Below are 18,211 nucleotides of genomic sequence, written 5' to 3'. Positions count from 1 at the left end.
GTCTCACCTGTCTCGCTTTCCCGCAGGAGTCTTCGCTAATTCCACATCAACAAAGATAGTTACAAAATTTTTATTATAAATTTTCATTTTTTTTTACTTTTTCAGTGCCCTCAACGTAGTGCTACTAAGTCGAAGTGTGCAGCGCAATTGCGGACTTCAACTAGGCCTCATTTAGATATTCCAAGATTGATGCAACATACTAATGACTAGTTACCAATAGAGCGAAAGACAGGCGACTCCTGCGGGAAAAGCAAGCAAATCAAGACCCCGCACGAACGAAGTGAGGAGGAGGCTTGATGCTTGCACGCGGAAAGCGCCTGTCTGTAGCGAAACAACCCAATATGAATAGTTAAAAGTAATTGTGTTGAAATAGTCATATATAAAAATCAAAAAGGGATTTATGGAATTGCTTTGTATATGTAGTGTTTTGAATATTTTTGTTATACTAGAAGGGGAACGTTTGGTCGATTAAGGAGGAGAAACGATGACTGCTCAAGGAAGAATTTTATTTCATATTGATATGAATTGTTTTTATGCTTCTGTTGAACAGGCATATAATCCTCAGTTAAAGGGAAAGGCACTTGCTATAGCAGGAAATCCAAAAGAACGTAGAGGGATTCTTGTCACTTGTTCGTATGAAGCAAGAGCAAAAGGTGTTTACACAACAATGGCAGTATGGGAAGCTAAACGTAAATGTCCTGAACTTATTCTACTGCCACCGAATTTCGAACGTTATCGTAAAGCATCACAAGCAATGTTCACAATACTACGTACATATACAGATCTTGTTGAACCTGTATCCATCGATGAAGGCTATATGGATGTCACGAATATTGTCCAGGGAGAAGATGCAATTGAACTTGCAGAATCTATTCAGACCCGCATATTAAACGAATTAGATTTACCTTGCTCAATCGGTATTGCACCAAACAAATTTCTAGCAAAAACCGCTTCTGATATGAAAAAGCCGATGGGTATTACGATTTTAAGAAAACGTGATGTTGCAAAAACGCTGTGGCATTTGCCTGTTATTGATATGCATGGAGTTGGGGAAAGCACGGCGAAAAAACTTGAAGGAATAGGAATCCACACAATTGGAAACCTTGCATCAATAGAAGATCATATAATCAAAACAAATCTTGGGAAAAATGGACTTCGTTTAAAAAATCGCGCAAATGGTATAGATTATAGGGAAGTCGATCCAAACTCAATATATGATACGAAATCGATTGGAAATTCCATGACATTTCCTACAGACTTGCTCGAACTTTCGGAGATTAAAAGTGCTATTCAAAAGCTTTGTGAAAAGGTAGCAAAACGGTTGGATGCCAAAAATTTAGCTGGTCATACCATTTCAATTATGATTCGTGACGCAGATTGGCATAATAGTAGTAGAAGTAAAACGATTTCAAATGCAATTTATAAAAAAGATGATATTGAAGCAATTGCTATAGAGCTTACTGAAAAACATTGGAATAGTTCTCCAGTTCGATTATTAGGTGTAACTGTCAGTAATGTAGTAGACAAAAAGGACACAGCTGAACAGTTATCCATCTTTACTTATGAAAAATATGCAAAAGAAGAGCCTGTATTGAAAATCGTTGAAGAATTACAACACAAATATGGCAAAGATATTATTACAAAAGGGATTAAAGACGTGAAGAAAACAACTTATGAATCCCAGACTAGTTTTAGCAAAGACTTTTTAGATGATCATAAACATTAGGAGGAAAACAGGTGCAGATTCAATTCTTAGGAACAGGTGCAGGAATGCCTTCTAAAGCTCGTAACACAAGCTCTTTAGCTTTAAAATTATTAGAAGAGAGAGGCACTATTTGGCTTTTTGATTGTGGGGAAGCAACACAGCATCAAATTTTACATACTTCCATCAAGCCAAGAAAATTCGAGAAAATATTTATCACACATTTACATGGAGATCATATTTATGGTTTACCGGGGTTATTAGGTTCTCGCTCCTTTTTAGGCGGGGATAAGCCATTAACAATTTATGGACCTAAAGGGTTGAAAGAATGGATTCAACTTACCCTAGAAACATCACAAACTCACCTTAACTATTCAATCGATTATGTAGAAGTCGAAGAAGGAGTCATTTTTGAAGATGAGGAATTTAAAGTGATAGCCTTATCTCTTCAACATGTTGTTACATGCTACGGTTATCGAATTGAACAAAAACCATTAAAAGGAGCATTGCAAGTTGCAAAGGCTAGAGAATTAGGGGTTCCTAATGGGCCATTGTTAGGGCAATTAAAAAATGGCATTAATGTAACATTAGATGATGGCACTATTATTCGAAGCGAAGAGGTAACTGAACCACCCAAAAAAGGATTTATTGTCGCTATTTTAGGTGATACAAGATATTGTGACAATGCGAAAATACTGAGCAGAGATGCAGATATTGTGATACATGAAGCGACCTTTGATCACGGTACTGAAGAATTAGCAGCAAATTACGGTCATTCTACAAATATCGATGCAGCAAATGTAGCGAAAGAAGCAGGATCGAAGTATCTATTGCTAAATCATTTAAGTGCTCGATTTTTCCAGCAAGATATTGAAATTATGCTGAAAGAAGTTAAAGAACTTATCCCAAATGCATTCATCGTTAAAGACTATGATGAATTTAATTGGCAACAGGGAGAGCTAAAAGCAATTGTAAAATAGAACAAGCAAGGGAATATTAATAATCCCTTGCTTGTTTTGAGGTGTAGAGGAAATGTCAATTCTTAAAAGGTTTCAGACTAGATGAAAGCGCGATGCAGACAGGGCGTAAGCAAAAGGAAGAAAAACGCTTTACTAGTCTGAAATTAGGAGGATTCAACCTCAAGCTTTAACATTAATGATTGCACCAAGGATCATTGTTGTTAGAGCTTGGATTGTATCATATGCTAAGTTTGGAAAATTAGCTTGTGCGAATAACACGATATGTAGATTCTAACGACTATAATTTTGAAATACTAAAAAATCGATTCATTTTTAAAGTTTACATTGTATAATCAAGCTTCTTTTTGAAAAAGTGATATACTGAAATAGATTATATTAGAAGGGATCTGTGAACGTGAAATATTCAAAATCACAAATGCAACAACTAGTAAATAACGATAAGAATTTACAAAAACGCTTAAAAGAAATCATGAAATCAATGGAACTTGAAAAAAACTTTGCTTTAAAAGCTCTTTATCATACAGATGTGGCTGATGGAGGTAAGTACCAACAAGCGTATCAAGAATTAGATCAAACAAAGCAATAAAAAAAATCCTACTCAGGATTTTTTTTATTGAAGAATTCTGCAATCAGTTCAGTAGTCTTTTTTGTATCCTGTTCAAAGAATTCCATCTTACTAAAATAACTATGAATTAGCCCAGGCATCATAATATGTTTTGCTTCGACGTCAGCTTCGTGAAGTCTAGTAACATAAGCAATCCCTTCATCCAACAAAACATCATATTCTGCAGCAATCAAAATGGTGCGAGGAGTTTTGTGTAAATCTTGTGCTATTAAAGGAGAAATTGATGGGTTTATTTTCTTCTTTGAATCTCCAACATATTGATTTGTAAACCAAATCATTCCATCACGATCCAAACCATATCCTATTCCAAACTTTTCGTACGAAGCCGTATTAAAATTAACATTTAATACAGGATAAATCAGTGCCTGTGCAGCAATTTTTGGCCCTCCTTTTTCAGCTGACCAATTCGAGACAACAGCAGCAATATTTCCGCCAGCACTATCACCAGCAACATAAAGTTTTGTAGAATCACCGTTTAACAATGTAGCGTTTTCTGCCACCCATAGAAATGCATCATAGCTATCTTGAACAGGGGTCGGAAAAGGGTATTCAGGCGCAAGACGATAATCAACAGATACTACGATGGATTTGGCAGAAACAGTTAAGTAACGGCATCCTCCATCTGCATAATCAGGATTTCCGAAAACCCATCCACCACCATGAAAGTAAACAATCACTGGAAAAGGACCATTACCTTCTGGTGTATAAATTCGTACAGAAATTTTTTCACCATCAGTTACAGTAATAAGACGATCTTCAATTTTTGATATTCCTTCAACAGATACTTGATGAATAGGGGAGGTAGCTCTTTCAGCTCTAGCCTCTTCAGGTGTTTGTTCATAGTATTGAACGCCTTTATACGCTTCAATATAAGCTAATGATCCTTTAGTTAATGTCATTCGATCGCATCCTTTCAGGAAAAATATTAAAGATAGTATACCATAATAAATAAATTAAACCAATAGAATAACTAGGTATTAAAAGAGATTAGGTTAAAAATAAATTACAGATTAAAACGCAGAGTAAAATAAACCCTGCGTTTAGACATTCTTTAAATTAACCTTATAGACTCATTGTGAAAAAAATAGAAATTATTTAAAGGAAAGTATCAATTATTTAGTATGTGCTTTCAAATTTATTGAAAAATAGTTTGTTTATTAAGTATCAAATTCCTTATTCTATAACATTAAACCATAGAGGTGATTTATCATCAGTTTCACCATTATAATTTATGGTTAATTCCTCACCTTCTTTAATATCTCGTAATGCATAAAAGTCTACTGATGAATTTTCTTCATTATTATAAAAGGTGATATTCGGTGTGTATGAATGATTAAAAAGTGATCCAAGACCTAGAACAATAGCTGTATCGTCATCTCCCCAATAAAAACAGTAGTAGAAGAGAACAGTCTTTTTCAAATATTTCCATTCACGATTCGGTGATATTACTGCTGGAGAAACTTCAATGAGTTCATCCTTTTTAATATCACGTGAAGCAAATAACCCTCTTCCATATTTACCTGTATCCTTCAAAATAATTGGCCCCACAAACGTAACTCCTTTCTATAGTCCTAATTAAGAAACCAAAGCTTAGACGAGTAATTTTAACTGGTTTTTCAAAAAATCATTACGCGATCGAATAAATTGGAAAATGACGTCCGGTTCTCGATCAAATATATCAATCTTATTTTTTTTATAAGGATCTAGTAGCAGGTGGGGGCGTATTGATTGATGCAAAGATAATACTTTGTCTTCCATATAATCAACTGTGAATTTCGTTTCGAGAATTTCTTCTAGTTTTTCTTTATATATCTTCCTTAATTCAGGTATTTCCAAAAGAAGATAACAGAGTTTGTTACCTGCTTTTCCTCCAATGGGAACATAAGTATGATCCATGATTCCACCACTTACTTTTCTTCCCCAAGTAGCGTCATAGTCCCATGGGAGTATCTCGAACTTGGAAGTTTCACTATTACGATAAAGAGAGTAGTTGTGAGTAAAGCCGTCATTATTCATCGTACAAACTGCTCCAACTTGCCAAGAAAAGAACTTTTCAAGATGAAGATATTGCGAGATAACATCAGTGAATTCAGATGGAGGTGTAGTATTAATAATTGTGATAAATTCTCGAACTAAGTCATCATCAGATGGTGTTCCAAATGCTTTATGATAGCCAGATAATCTTGATTTTTTAGGTTTATCGTCCCTTGTTAATGAAAAGTTGGCATCATTGTTTTCTGCATAATAAATAGGACCAATAGGCAACTTTCTTTTTTTCAAAAACAGATCGTCAACTGACTCTAATTGTAAATAGACACCTTTTAATTCGTCGTTTCGGTAAAAATTGATATGTTGAGTATTTGGGGAAAGTACACCAAGATCTTGAAAAAAATCAAGGGAAAGTTTATTACGGATGAGGGACGGATCTCTGTATTCTGCATTTAGATGAATTTTACGAGCTCCATTGAATTTTTTTTTATCATCAAAATCAATTGTATAGGACCTTTTTCTAAACTTTCGTGTATATGAACCGCGATAACTAATGTCAATTTGGTGTAAAGTGTTCCCGACCCTCAATTTTGCAGGAACAGATTCATCATATAATAGATTTTCTCTTAAAGTATCTAAGTCATCTCCTTCAATTATTAAGAAATAAGATGGAATTGAATTCGACATTTATTCACCTTCTTGTTTTTATTCTCTTGATTGAGTTTTTACTTCTAAAATAGCCGACAACAAATATGTCCTTATGAAATGGGGGAATGAAAGGGCGATATTTGTTGTCGGCTAAAGAAATGTAGAAAGTAAGCAATTGATACTTTTATTTAAGGATAAAAGCCTTCCATAATCTCATTGACTAAGGAAAGGCTTTTATTATTACTTTTAGAATGATAAATGTTAATAATTATCTTATTATTAACGTCGTCTATTGCCAGTGGAAGTACATCCAGTAGAACTGTGTTTTGAAGAAGAATGACTAGTTGATGAACTGCTAGTAGAACATCTCTTTGAAGAAGAATGACTAGTTGATGAACTGCTAGTAGGACAACTTTTTGAAGAAGTGTGACTATTTGATGAACTACTAGAAGAACAACGTCTAATTGATGAACAGCTGCTAGATGATGAACTTCCGGATGATGAACTTCCGGATGAACTACTAGAAGAACCAGAGCTAACTCCTTTTTTCCCCTTCTTTCCAGTAGATGAACTACTTGAAGAGCTACCAGAAGACGAGCTACTAGAAGACGAGCTATCAGAAGACGAACTACCAGAAGACGAGCTACCAGAAGACGAGCTACTAGAAGACGAGCTACCGAAAGACGAGCAGTCAGAAGACGAGCTACCGAAAGACGAGCAGTCAGAAGACGAGCTACTAGAAGACGGGCAGCTAGAAGACGAGCTACTAGAAGACGGGCAGCTAGAAGACGAGCTACTAGAAGACGGGCAGCTAGAAGACGAGCTACTAGAAGACGAGCTACCAGAAGACGAGCTACCAGAAGACGGGCTACCAGAAGACGAGCTACCAGAAGACGAGCTACCAGAAGATGAGCTACCAGAAGATGAGCTACCAGAAGACGAGCTACCAGAAGATGAACTTGAAGCACTCATTTTTTTGCCCTTTTTCCCTTTTTTGCCCTTACTGCTTGAAGATGAGCTACTAGAAGACGAACTTCCAGAAGATGAATTACCAGAAGACGAGCTATGAGAAGACGAACTTCCAGATGATGTGCTATGGGAAGACGAGCTTCCAGATGATGTGCTATGGGAAGACGAGCTTCCAGATGATGTGCTATGGGAAGATGAACTTCCAGATGACGTGCAGTCACAAGATGAACTGCCAGTGGACGTATTTAAAGCGTTTTCCTCTTTCATTAAAGGACCTCCTTAGAGCAGAATTATATTTATAATACGCAGATAAATCTTTTTTGTTTAGTCTAATACCTAAAAGAGAACGTGGTTTTTTTAAAAGCAATAAACAATGAATTTAAGCAAGATAGATTTTATTCTCTTATTTCATTCATTATTAATTTAGACTTTTTAGCTGCATTTTTAAATAATTGTTACGATCTTGAATGAATTGAAATATCATTTCAGGTTCATAATCAAAAATATCGATACTATTATTAATATATGGGTCAAGAAGAAAGTGTGGCCGAAGATTATGATGAAGTGTTAATACTTTATTTTTCATATAATCAACTGTAAACTTCGATTCAAGAATATCCTCCATTTTCCTTTTGTACAGTTTACGAAAATCCGGTATCTGTAATAGTAATTCACTCAACTTGTTACCAGGTTTACCGTTAATTGGAACATATTTATGATCCATGATTCCGCCACTGATTTTCCTTCCCCAAGTAGCGTCATAATCCCATGGTAGTATTTCGAATAAGCTCGTTTCGCTATTTCGATATAATGAATAATTATGGTTGAATCCATCATTATTCATCGTACAAACTGCGCCTGCTAGCCAATAAAAATACTGATCTATATTAATATAATTTGATATTACTTTAGAAAATTTGTTAAGAGGAGTTGTATTAATGATTGAAATCAGTTCAAGAAGGTAGTGATTATCAGATGGAGAACCATTAGCTTGGAAAAGGCCAGACAGAAGCGATTTCTTTCGCTTGCCATCTCTCTCAAAAGAAAAGTTAGCATCATTGTTTGTAGCATAGTAAATGGGACCAGGAGGGAGACCTCTTTTTTTCAAAAATAAATCATCTACAGATTCTAATTGTAGATAAACACCTTTAAAAATGTCATTTCTATAGAATTTAATATGCTGACTATCTGGTGCAAGAACTCCTAAATCTTGAAAAAAGTCAAGGGAAAGTTTATTGCGAAAAAGTGAGGGATCTTTGTATTCAGCATTGAGATGAATTTTACGAACACCTAAAGCGTTTTCTGAGTTACCAAAATCAATTAAATAGGACCTTTTTCTGAATTTACGAGTATATGCCCCCCGATACGCGATTTGAATGTCGTAATTTATGTCTTCAATTTGCAATTGGGCAGGAACAGATTGATCATTCAATAAGTTTTTCCTCAGTACATTTAAGAGCTCTTCTTCAATTATTAAGGAATATGAAGGTATTTTATTTGACACATATTCACCTCCTTTTGTAATTAAAGAAATTGCTGTGTACGATAATTTGATCAAGTACATTGAATTGTGTCTCTTTCGCTCTTAGTTAGATGAGCTATGATTAGAAGATGAAGAAGATTCATCAGATGTACTTGAGAAAACACAAGTTGAAGTAGATGAAGAAGAAGATTCATCAGATGAACATGAGCATTCACAAGATGAAGAAGATTCATCGGACGAACTTGAGCATTCACAGGATGAAGAAGATTCATCGGACGAACTTGAGAAGTCGCAAGAAGATGAAGATTCATCGGAAGAACTTGAGCAGTCGCAAGAAGATGAAGATTCATCGGAAGAACTTGAGAAGTCGCAAGAAGATGAAGATTCATCGGAAGAACTTGAGCAGTCGCAAGAAGATGAAGATTCATCGGATGTACATGAGCAGCCACAAGAAGAAGTAGATGATGAAGATTCATCGGATGTACATGAGCAGTCACAAGATGAACTTAATGAAGAACATTCGTCAGCGGAATTATGCCTTTTCCCGTCTTTTCCTTTCAAAATATACACCTCCTAAAGGAATGGATTACATGTATAGTACGCAAATTCAAGTCTAATACTTGGATTCAAGCCTTATTTATTGAAAGAATACTTTTTAAATGTCGCAATTTTATTTCGAGAAATTTATCATAGATATAATAATTTTGGACATGTTAAGGAAAAGAAATTTGCAGAGGTGATGATCATGAACATTGAAAGGTCGCCTGAATGGGAAGAAGGTTTTTTAAATAGATTAGAAAATCAGAGTGAATGGGATAATTGGAAGCTTTATAATATGAGTTACGAAGTCGTAAAAGCAAACCTCATTACAGAATTTACAGGACTTCAATCTCCTAAACATTTACCCAATCTAACTCCTCTTGCCCATCAATTAGAAGTTGCAGAAAAGGTTATCGAAAGGATGAATGGAAAAGCAATTTTAGCAGATGAGGTTGGCCTTGGTAAAACGATTGAAGCAGGTTTAATACTGAAAGAATATTTAATCAGAGGTCTGGTAAAAAAAGCGTTAATCTTAGCTCCAGCATCTCTTATCAATCAATGGATTGAAGAATTGAACAATAAATTTTATATACCCGCCATTCCTTACAAAAAGAAATCCTCATTAGAGCATATCGATATTGTCGTTATGAGTATGGATACCGCAAAAAAAAGCCCCCATAAAGAGCTCATTTATGATCAAGACTATGACATGATCATCATTGATGAAGCTCACAAGCTAAAAAACCACAAAACCAAAATCTATGAGTTTGTACAAAGTTTAAAGAAAAAGTTTTGTTTGTTGTTAACTGCCACGCCAATTCAAAACGATGTATTTGAACTATTTTACCTCATCTCATTACTAAAACCTGGACACTTAGGAAATTTCGATGTGTTTCAATCGTCGTTTTCAGCGAGTAAACATGATTTAGAAAATGATGAGTTTTTGAAGGAATTGGTTAATCAAGTAATGGTCAGAAATAGAAGACAAGACACGGGGGTAGAATGGACCAATCGGCGTGTACAAAACATACCGGTGCATTTTACTAAAGAGGAGAGAGAAGTATATGACACCATTTTAGAACTGAAAGAAGTGTCTCCTATTTTCTCGGGTTCTTTCTCAATGATTACACTGCAAAAGGAAATGTGCAGCAGCAAAGAGGCCACATGCTTGACACTAGAAAATATGCTTCAAAATTGTAATGACTCAGAAGAGGTTAAAGTTGTAGAAGAATTTATTCAAAAATTGATGTCACTCGAAGTTAACTCGAAAACAGAAAAGGTTTACGAGATTATTTCTCAAGCAAATGATAAGGTTATTATATTTACTGAATATCGTGCGAGTCAAATTTATCTGCAGTGGTATTTGCATACAAAAGGAATCAAAAGTGTTCTCTTCAATGGGAAATTCAATAAAAACAAAAGAGATTATATGAAGAAACTTTTTCAGGAACAAGTTCAAGTACTAATCGCGACGGAAGCTGGAGGAGAAGGGATTAACCTGCAGTTTTGTCATCATGTCATCAACTATGATTTACCATGGAATCCCATGAAATTAGAGCAAAGAATCGGGCGTGTTCACAGATTAGGACAAGAACATGATGTTCAAATATATAATCTAGCTATTGTTGACACAATTGAACAAAATATTCTGGATTTACTTCAAACAAAAATTGATGTGTTTGAAAAGGTTGTTGGTGAATTAGACGATATTTTAGCTTTCAAAAAAACCATGTAAGAAAACAGTTGCATGGACAAAGAAAGGAGGATGTACATGCTCCCACAACAAGTTCACGGATATTTACGCAATTTTTTTGAACAAACAGATTGTCCAATTATTACAGATGATGATAATTACTTGACCGTTCAATTAACGATTGATATGGACAAAAGGATAATGAATCGACCTTTCTACTGGAAATACATTGAGAGTACGGATACTGACCCTTGTCCCGCTCAACTAACATTTGTTACTGATCAAAATATGCTTAATGGAAATACAAACGGTGAAATTGTACATTTTGGTTCGTTTCGTCTGAATCAAATTTTTCAAGCGACTAAAGAATTGGGTTCATATGTCCAAATGTATGAGAGGGTAGATCCTTTAGAGACGACCATTTTCTTAACACCTTATTTGGGTATCAATTTTAAAGTATCCTATTACTGCGATCAAACGAAGGAAATGATCTATTCTCTAGGAATAAACTTGATGACAGGGAATATAATTGAGGAATTTCAAACTTTATTATGTGAGTTAGACTTAGACTCAGACAAAGCTGATCAGGCTTTCCCATTGCAATATATTATTAAACCTACTCGTGCTCTTCAGCGTTTAGATGCTGAAATTAACAATTTCATTCAACAGGATGATCACACTTGGGCTGAATTGGCAAAAAAAAGATGGCAGAGGGATCAAAGGGTATTAGATTATTTTTATGAAGAAGTTGAAGAGAAGCCAGAATGCTACGAAATAGAGAAGAACGCATTAGAAGAAAGATATGCTGCTAAGATTAAAGTAGAAATAATAAATGGTGGATTATTTTATTTAAAATAATGAATTGGTTTCATAATTTACGGTAGCATCTTCTAAAAATACGGTGGATACGATTGAAAAACTAAAGGGATATAAAAAAAGCTGTTTCAAGGTGTTTAACCATACCTTTGAAACAGCTTTTTGATGAGAGAAATTATACTAGCTTTTTAATATGAAAATTGTCAAAAAGTAATGCCCAGTTCTGAGGATAAGGGAAACCTAATGCCCAGTAACTGATGCCGTGTAGATTGAATTTCTTGGTTAAATCAAATTTTGCTTGAGCACTTCTTGCATCTTCAAACCAAACTTCGTGATGTTGCCCGTTTTCATCTACATAACGGAAGAATGGAGATTGAGTAGATGTTTGATATTGAATGATTGTTCCATATTTTGCTGCACGACGTATTGCTTCCTGAGGACTTACTGTTTCTGCTTCTTGGCCTTTAATATGTGGTATTTTCCAATCTCTTGCATAAATTTGGAAGCCTAAAAAAATTTTATTTGCTGGTATTACGGATAGTGCGTATTCAACTACTTTTGTCATTTGGTTAATTGGAGAGATTGCTTGTGGAGGTCCTAGCCGATAACCCCATTCATAAGTCATTAAGATCACAAAGTCGGCAATTCTACCATGTGCCTCATAATCATGTGCTTCATATAAAAGACCACCTTGAGTAGCGCTAGTTTTAGGTGCAAGTGCCGTTGATACAAAATATCCTTTAGGATGAAGACGATCGACAGCGAGTTGAAGAAATGAATTGTAGTTCTCTCGATCAGCTGCTAGGACACCTTCAAAGTCAATATTTAGTCCCTTATAACCTTTATCATCCATAACTTTTAATACATTGTTGATGACCTTTTCTTGTAATACTTTATTTGAGAGTATGTTGTGTGCTAAATTAGATCCTTGTGCTGTTGCTGTAAAGTTTGTTATGGACATCATCGGCACAACATTTTTTGATTTTGCTGCAGAAATCATTAATTCATCGGGAAACGGTTCTAAGGTGGCATCCTCTTTTACCTTATAAGCGAACGGACTCATATAGGTAAGGAGATTTCCAACATCTTTAATAGATTGCGCACCTTCTCCAGGGGATTGATACGTATAAGCGTTTACTTCAATGGTAGGTTTTAATCTTGGGATAACTAAACGCATACCAGCATATAACATGGAGGCATTTGAAAGATGATTTTCACTCACAATTGCTTGCACTGTTGTTCCATACCGATTGGCAATTTGCCATAAAGTTTCTCCAGGACGGACTACATGAGTTAAGCCATGCGTTGGAATCACTAGTGATTGGCCAATTACAAGATTATTTGGATTAGGTAATTGATTTAATTGAATAATTGAATTGATGTCTACATTGTAGTTGGATGCAATTTGCCAAAGTGTTTCGCCTCTACTTACAATATGTATCTCCAAAACATTCTCCTTCCATATTATTTTCTATTCTATAATGTATATGATGAAAGAAAATATATATTTACCTATTCCGACATTTTATTTTCAGTTGTAAAAATAATGCATTTTTTTGAGATTGAATCTTTGAATATGGGGTTATTTAGCAAAAATCAAAAAAAGATGTTCCAATTGAAAATAGGATATAGATCGCAATTGTAAACTGAATATTAAAATAAATTCGATAAAAAAGGCTTTGATTTATTTTTAAATCCAGGCTTTTTTTCATTTCTTTTCGAATATAAGTGATAAATATGTTTTGGTTTTATTTAAAAATAAAGAAAATGAGATATTAGTATTAGAACAAAAGATATATTTCATTTACAAATATAAACATATTACATACAAATTCAGTAAATTAAATTAATAAATGTATCTTATACTAACGATGTGGATAAGCAATTATGCACATTTGAAAGGAGGATTTAAGTAGTATTTAGATAAAACAAGTGATTATTGGAGGATTTGAAATGAAAAAAGAAATTTCAAGTTTATTAATTGCTTCAACAGTTTTAGCTTCAACAGCTATTACACCATTTACTTTAAATGAAGTAAGCGCAAAAACTACAAAATCTACAAAATCTACAAAAACTGTTCAGCAACAAAAAGTAGAAAAAGGATCAATTTTAGTTGATGGTAAATCGAAAGCGATCTCTATTACGAAAGTGAACAATATTAAACTTTATTCAGCTGAACAACTTTCAAAACTAATGTCTGCTAATTATAAATATAATAGCAAAACAAAGACATATGAAGTGTCAAAAAGTGTAAATAAAAAGCAATTGAAGGTATCTTATAAAGCAAATTCTTCAACTGCTGTAATTAATGGAAAGAAAACAAAAGTAAAAACACCTAAATTAGTTGGAAATAAATTATTTATTGAAGCAGGTTCACTTGTTAAAGCTTTAGGCGGAGATTTTGATGGTAACTTTTTATCTCCAAAAGGCTTAATCAGCGGCGATACATTTAATCCACAATGGGTGAATAGTTCTACTGTTATGGTATCAAATGAGGATGTTCAAGATAGTAAAACGCTATTACTGAATACTTCTACAAAAAAAGTAGCACATACAATTAACGGTACAGATTTAGTTGTTTCTCCAAATGGTAAACAAGCAATTTATTCAGATGAGAATGGTTTTGTTTATCTAGTTGATTTAGTTACTAAAAAGACTAAGAATCTTAATGTAGAAGATGATTCAGTAAAATCTGAATTTGTTTGGTCACATGATGGAGAAAAAGTGTATTTTATTCAAGGTGATAAGAGTGAAAAAGTAGCCTCAATCAATGTTAATGATGGAGCGGTAACAACTATTTTTTCAGATAGTTTAAATTACAAAGCGGATCTTAAACTTTCAGTAGATGGCAATAAGCTTCTTTACATAGTAGGTAAAGAAGGGAGCACCAAGTTTACTGAAGGCGATGATCCAGAAGTAGATGACATAGATTTAACAGATACAGAACCGCAAATCAACGTATTAAATTTAACTGAAGAAAAACCTACTGCAGTTGCTGTTACTTCAACGACTGACAATAAAGTTTTCCCTGGATTTGTATCTAATGGAAATATCGTATACTTAAGTGCGGAAGCAGATGATGACAATCTTCCAGAGTTGAAAATGATTGGTCAAAATAACGAAATTACTACTTTAAATGCTACTAAAGATATTGTTTCATCTTTAGTAACACCAAAAGGAGAAGTAATGATTCTAGTTGCAGAGGATAATAAAACTTCTGTGATTTATAAAGTAAATATTTCGACAAAAAAATTAACAAAAGTAGTTTCTACGAAATTGAAACTTACTTCATTCTCTGTCTCAGGTGATAAAATTGCCGCTACTGTTGCTGGAACTAATGGTGACAAAGTAGCTGTATTAAACAAAGGTTCATTTGAATTACTTACAAAATAAAAAAGGGGTTAATAAATTATGAAAATGTTTAAAAAGTTAACAATCACTGCTTTATCAACAGTTGCAGCAATCAGTTTAGCATTTAGCGGAACAACTACTTCTACTGCAGCTTCATCAAACAAAATTGTTGTAGCAGGATCTACAGCATTACTTCCAGTAACACAACAAGCTGCAAAAGAATTTAAACGTTCAAATCCAAAAGTATCTATTTCAGTATCAGGTTCATCTTCTGTTGCAGGTCCACAATCAGTATTAAAAGGCTCTGCTACAATTGGAGCAGTGGACTGGGATGCAACTAAATCAGTTCCAGGTTTTAAAGCATTTAATGGATTAAAAGCTCATAAAATCGCAGTTATTCCTTTTGCAACAATCGTTAACAAATCAAACCCTGTTAAAAACTTAACTTCTTCACAACTACAAGGTATTTTCTCAGGTAAAATTACAAACTGGAAACAAGTAGGCGGAAAAGACGCACCAATCGTTGTAGTAAACCGTAAATTTGGTTCAGGTACTCGCGTTAACTATCAAATGAAAGCTCTTAATGGAAAAAGCTTTATGACAAAAGGTAATTATAAAGAAGTTGGTAAAAGTGGAGAAATGGTAACTTCTGTATCAACGAATCCAAATGCAATTGGTTATGTAGACTTAGCGTATGTAAAAGGAAATATTAAAGCTGTCAATTTCAATGGTGTAGCAGCTACAACTTCAAACGTAATCAGCGGTAAGTACAAAGTATGGAGCTATGGTTACCTTGTAACAAAAGGAAATCCAACAGGCGCTAATGCACAATACATTAAATATATTCAAAGCAGCAAATTCCAAAATGGTTCTTTAAAGAAATTAAAATTCATCCCAGTTAGCCAAATGAAATAGGTCTTATTTTCTAAAATATGAAATGATGCCAGCCTTTAATAAGGCTGGCATTATGTTAGTAGTGGAGGATATTATGGCGAAAATAGAATATGAGCTACAAGAACCGAAACTTTTATTCAATACAGATAGGGTAGTAAAAGAAAAGGTCTATATACAAAATCGATTGTTTAAGATTTTTTGTTTGTTAAGTGTCTTGTTTCTAGGACTTGTCCTTCTTTCAATCATTGTATTTATTGGTCGTACTGGATTATTAGTGTTTAAAGACGTCTCAATTAAAGAATTCTTCTTTTCCACTACATGGGAACCTTTTGAAGAAAAATATGGAGCAGCAACATTTATTATAGGTACTTTAGAACTGACAGGTTTAACCCTTTTAATTGCTGCACCTATATCGATTGCTGTGGCGATCTTTACCGCTGAAATAGCACCTGACTTTCTTAAACGAATTCTTCGTCCAATTTTAGATTTATTAGTAGGCATTCCTTCAATTGTATATGGCTACTTAGGATTAACTATACTCATTCCTTTTTTAAGAAAAGTGACAGGAACTATGATGGGTGATGGTCTATTAGCCGCAGCTATCGTATTAGTGATCATGGTTTTACCAACGATTTCTAGAATAAGTGATGATGCAATCTCTGCAGTATCTTCTGATTTAAGGGAAGCAAGTTATGCTCTTGGAGCAAGCAGGATGCAAACCATTTTTAAAGTAGTCATCCCACATGCAAGTTCGGGTCTGTTAACTGCTATTATTTTAGGAATGGCTCGTGCGATTGGTGAAACGATGGCTGTTGTCATGGTGATTGGAAATACACCTCAACTAGCACATGATTTATTGACACCGACGGCAGTCCTAACTAGTAATATCGTAAATCAAATTATCGATGTCGAATTCGATTCTACTTGGAATTATGCTTTATATATGATGGCATTCTTATTACTGATCCTTTCAAATGTGCTGATTATAATTATTAGAAAGCTTCGTACCAAAGGAGTATAAGAAATGAATAAAAGTTTACCTGAAAATTTATATAAGAATGGTAATAGATTAAAAGATAAAGTATTCACAATTGCATTATGGACGATTACTTCCTTGATTTTCATCCTAATTATAGGGTTACTTCTTTATATTTTATCTAAAGGGTTACCGAAGATTACACCTAGCTTTTTAATCGATTTGCCAGATGAAATTGAAAAAGGTGGAGGGGTAGGGCCATTCCTATTTAACTCTTTTTATGTATTACTTATTTCGCTCGTCATTTCAATTCCGATTGGGATTGGATCAGGTATATATTTAACTGAATATGCACCTGTCAATCGATTTACAGAATTTATAAGAACTTGTGTAGAAAGCTTAGCATCAGTTCCTTCCATTGTCTTTGGTCTATTTGGTTATATGTTATTTGTAGATATTTTTGACGTAGGATTAACTATTTTAGGGGCTGGAATAACACTGTCACTTCTCAATTTACCAGTAATAACTTCTGTAACGGAGGAAGCAATAGAGGCTGTAGATGATGAATTAAGAGAAGCTTCCTTAGCGATGGGTGCGACTAAATCTCAAACTATATTGAGAACTGTAATTCCTGCAGCTATGACGGGAATTATTAGTGGTATAAGTCTAGCTACTTGTCGTGCATTTGGAGAATCTGCGTTGATCCTGTTAGTAGGAGGAACCGGAACCTCAGGTGAAATGTGGGATTGGAATCCGCTTTCTCAAGGAGGAACGCTACCTGTGCAGTTATGGTATGTTCAATCAGAAGCACTTGTAGAGGATGCACCGGAGATTGCTCAAAAAGCATCTGCTTTATTGGTTTTGATTACACTCCTATTGAGCCTTGTACTCAGACTACCGTTATGGGTTAGTAATTCTAGATTTAAAGCTCGTCCGAAAAATGCAAAGAACAGTAATTAGTTAAATAGTTTAATACATGAAAAAGCTATCCCGTAATCTTTTTACAAGGGATAGCTTTTTCGTTGAAGTTACTTATATTTTTTTATGAATTATTTACTATAGTAAATTAGTGATTTGGTAATTATTTTTGATAAAATTATCTTTATTCAAAATAGTTATTAGTGTATAATCATCAAAGGAAAATTGATTTATATAATCGTAAATAAAATAGGTGAATTGATTTTTATTTATGCATAATTTCATAGGAAAATATCAAATAATACATAGATGAACCAGTTTCATAATGCAAAATTCATATAAAAATACGAAAATTAATGATTTCTATTTTTGTTCATTGAACGCTTTCGACAGCGACTCCTCGCTTGAGCTAAAAGAACCACTGAAACGTATTATATGCAATGAAAAAGTAAAAATAGGTGATAATGAAAATCTTGCACTGCTATCTATGTTGATGTGGAATTAGCGAAGACTCCTGCGGGAAAGCGAGACAGGTGAGACCCCGCAGGCAGTTTACTGCCGAGGAGGCTCAACGCTCGCCCCGGAAAGCGAAGCTAATCCCACATCATGCCGAAAACAGATTAATAC

16 protein-coding genes are annotated in these 18,211 nt (G+C 34.3%); 9 read left to right on the top strand and 7 right to left on the bottom strand.

Translation table 11 applies throughout. The features are described from left to right. Positions 1–484 precede the first annotated feature (484 nt). From ABE048_RS07735 to ABE048_RS07725, 3 genes are all read left to right on the top strand, one after another. Positions 485–1,726, top strand: a complete 1,242-nt coding sequence (locus ABE048_RS07735) for a DNA polymerase IV (protein ID WP_430310368.1) — start codon at positions 485–487, stop codon at positions 1,724–1,726. A gap of 11 nt (positions 1,727–1,737) precedes the next feature. Next, positions 1,738–2,682: a ribonuclease Z gene (gene rnz, locus ABE048_RS07730; RefSeq protein ID WP_430310367.1), complete on the top strand. Its 945-nt coding sequence runs from the start codon at positions 1,738–1,740 to the stop codon at positions 2,680–2,682. Positions 2,683–3,076: 394 nt separating this feature from the next. Further along, entirely contained in the window at positions 3,077–3,268 is a 192-nt protein-coding gene (locus ABE048_RS07725; protein WP_430310365.1) for a hypothetical protein, read from the top strand. An 8-nt stretch (positions 3,269–3,276) separates the two neighbouring features. Here ABE048_RS07725 and ABE048_RS07720 read toward each other — a convergent pair whose 3' ends face one another. The 6 genes from ABE048_RS07720 to ABE048_RS07695 all read right to left on the bottom strand — a co-directional run bounded on the left by ABE048_RS07720 (position 3,277) and on the right by ABE048_RS07695 (position 8,893). Next, complete coding sequence (locus ABE048_RS07720) at positions 3,277–4,206, bottom strand: alpha/beta hydrolase (protein ID WP_430310363.1); 930 nt, start codon at positions 4,204–4,206, stop codon at positions 3,277–3,279. A gap of 274 nt (positions 4,207–4,480) precedes the next feature. After that, positions 4,481–4,855, bottom strand: coding sequence for an SET domain-containing protein (locus ABE048_RS07715; RefSeq protein WP_430310362.1), 375 nt, complete (start codon positions 4,853–4,855; stop codon positions 4,481–4,483). A 42-nt stretch (positions 4,856–4,897) separates the two neighbouring features. Continuing rightward, positions 4,898–5,983, bottom strand: a complete 1,086-nt coding sequence (locus ABE048_RS07710) for a CotH kinase family protein (RefSeq protein ID WP_430310361.1) — start codon at positions 5,981–5,983, stop codon at positions 4,898–4,900. Between the two features lie 149 nt (positions 5,984–6,132). Continuing rightward, a complete protein-coding gene (locus tag ABE048_RS07705) occupies positions 6,133–6,912 on the bottom strand; it encodes a hypothetical protein (protein WP_430310360.1) in 780 nt (259 codons plus the stop codon). Between the two features lie 419 nt (positions 6,913–7,331). After that, positions 7,332–8,417 carry a CotH kinase family protein gene (locus tag ABE048_RS07700; protein WP_430310359.1) on the bottom strand — a complete coding sequence of 362 codons (1,086 nt, stop codon included), beginning with the start codon at positions 8,415–8,417 and terminating at the stop codon, positions 7,332–7,334. A 50-nt stretch (positions 8,418–8,467) separates the two neighbouring features. Further along, positions 8,468–8,893 carry a hypothetical protein gene (locus tag ABE048_RS07695; protein WP_430310358.1) on the bottom strand — a complete coding sequence of 142 codons (426 nt, stop codon included), beginning with the start codon at positions 8,891–8,893 and terminating at the stop codon, positions 8,468–8,470. A 242-nt stretch (positions 8,894–9,135) separates the two neighbouring features. Between ABE048_RS07695 and ABE048_RS07690 the strand changes: the two genes are divergently transcribed. Next, on the top strand, positions 9,136–10,671 hold the full coding sequence (locus tag ABE048_RS07690; RefSeq protein WP_430310370.1) for a DEAD/DEAH box helicase: 1,536 nt from the start codon (positions 9,136–9,138) through the stop codon (positions 10,669–10,671). A 36-nt stretch (positions 10,672–10,707) separates the two neighbouring features. Beyond that, positions 10,708–11,487, top strand: coding sequence for a YqhG family protein (locus ABE048_RS07685; protein WP_430310357.1), 780 nt, complete (start codon positions 10,708–10,710; stop codon positions 11,485–11,487). Between the two features lie 133 nt (positions 11,488–11,620). Here the strand turns inward: ABE048_RS07685 and ABE048_RS07680 are convergent, their stop codons facing one another. Then, positions 11,621–12,892 carry a LysM peptidoglycan-binding domain-containing protein gene (locus tag ABE048_RS07680; RefSeq protein WP_430310356.1) on the bottom strand — a complete coding sequence of 424 codons (1,272 nt, stop codon included), beginning with the start codon at positions 12,890–12,892 and terminating at the stop codon, positions 11,621–11,623. Between the two features lie 506 nt (positions 12,893–13,398). Between ABE048_RS07680 and ABE048_RS07675 the strand changes: the two genes are divergently transcribed. The 4 genes from ABE048_RS07675 to pstA all read left to right on the top strand — a co-directional run bounded on the left by ABE048_RS07675 (position 13,399) and on the right by pstA (position 17,626). Next, on the top strand, positions 13,399–14,838 hold the full coding sequence (locus ABE048_RS07675; protein WP_430310354.1) for a stalk domain-containing protein: 1,440 nt from the start codon (positions 13,399–13,401) through the stop codon (positions 14,836–14,838). 18 nt (positions 14,839–14,856) lie between these two features. Next, positions 14,857–15,711: a phosphate ABC transporter substrate-binding protein gene (locus ABE048_RS07670; protein ID WP_430310352.1), complete on the top strand. Its 855-nt coding sequence runs from the start codon at positions 14,857–14,859 to the stop codon at positions 15,709–15,711. 73 nt (positions 15,712–15,784) lie between these two features. Continuing rightward, on the top strand, positions 15,785–16,711 hold the full coding sequence (gene pstC / locus ABE048_RS07665; RefSeq protein ID WP_430310350.1) for a phosphate ABC transporter permease subunit PstC: 927 nt from the start codon (positions 15,785–15,787) through the stop codon (positions 16,709–16,711). A gap of 3 nt (positions 16,712–16,714) precedes the next feature. Beyond that, on the top strand, positions 16,715–17,626 hold the full coding sequence (pstA, locus tag ABE048_RS07660; RefSeq protein WP_430310349.1) for a phosphate ABC transporter permease PstA: 912 nt from the start codon (positions 16,715–16,717) through the stop codon (positions 17,624–17,626). Positions 17,627–18,211: the final 585 nt, after the last annotated feature.

Source organism: Rummeliibacillus pycnus, assembly GCF_050459865.1.
Classification (GTDB): Bacteria; Bacillota; Bacilli; order Bacillales_A; family Planococcaceae; genus Rummeliibacillus; species Rummeliibacillus pycnus_B.
The sequence above is the reverse complement of the archived record's forward strand: the minus strand, read 5'-3'. Positions and strand labels throughout refer to the sequence as shown.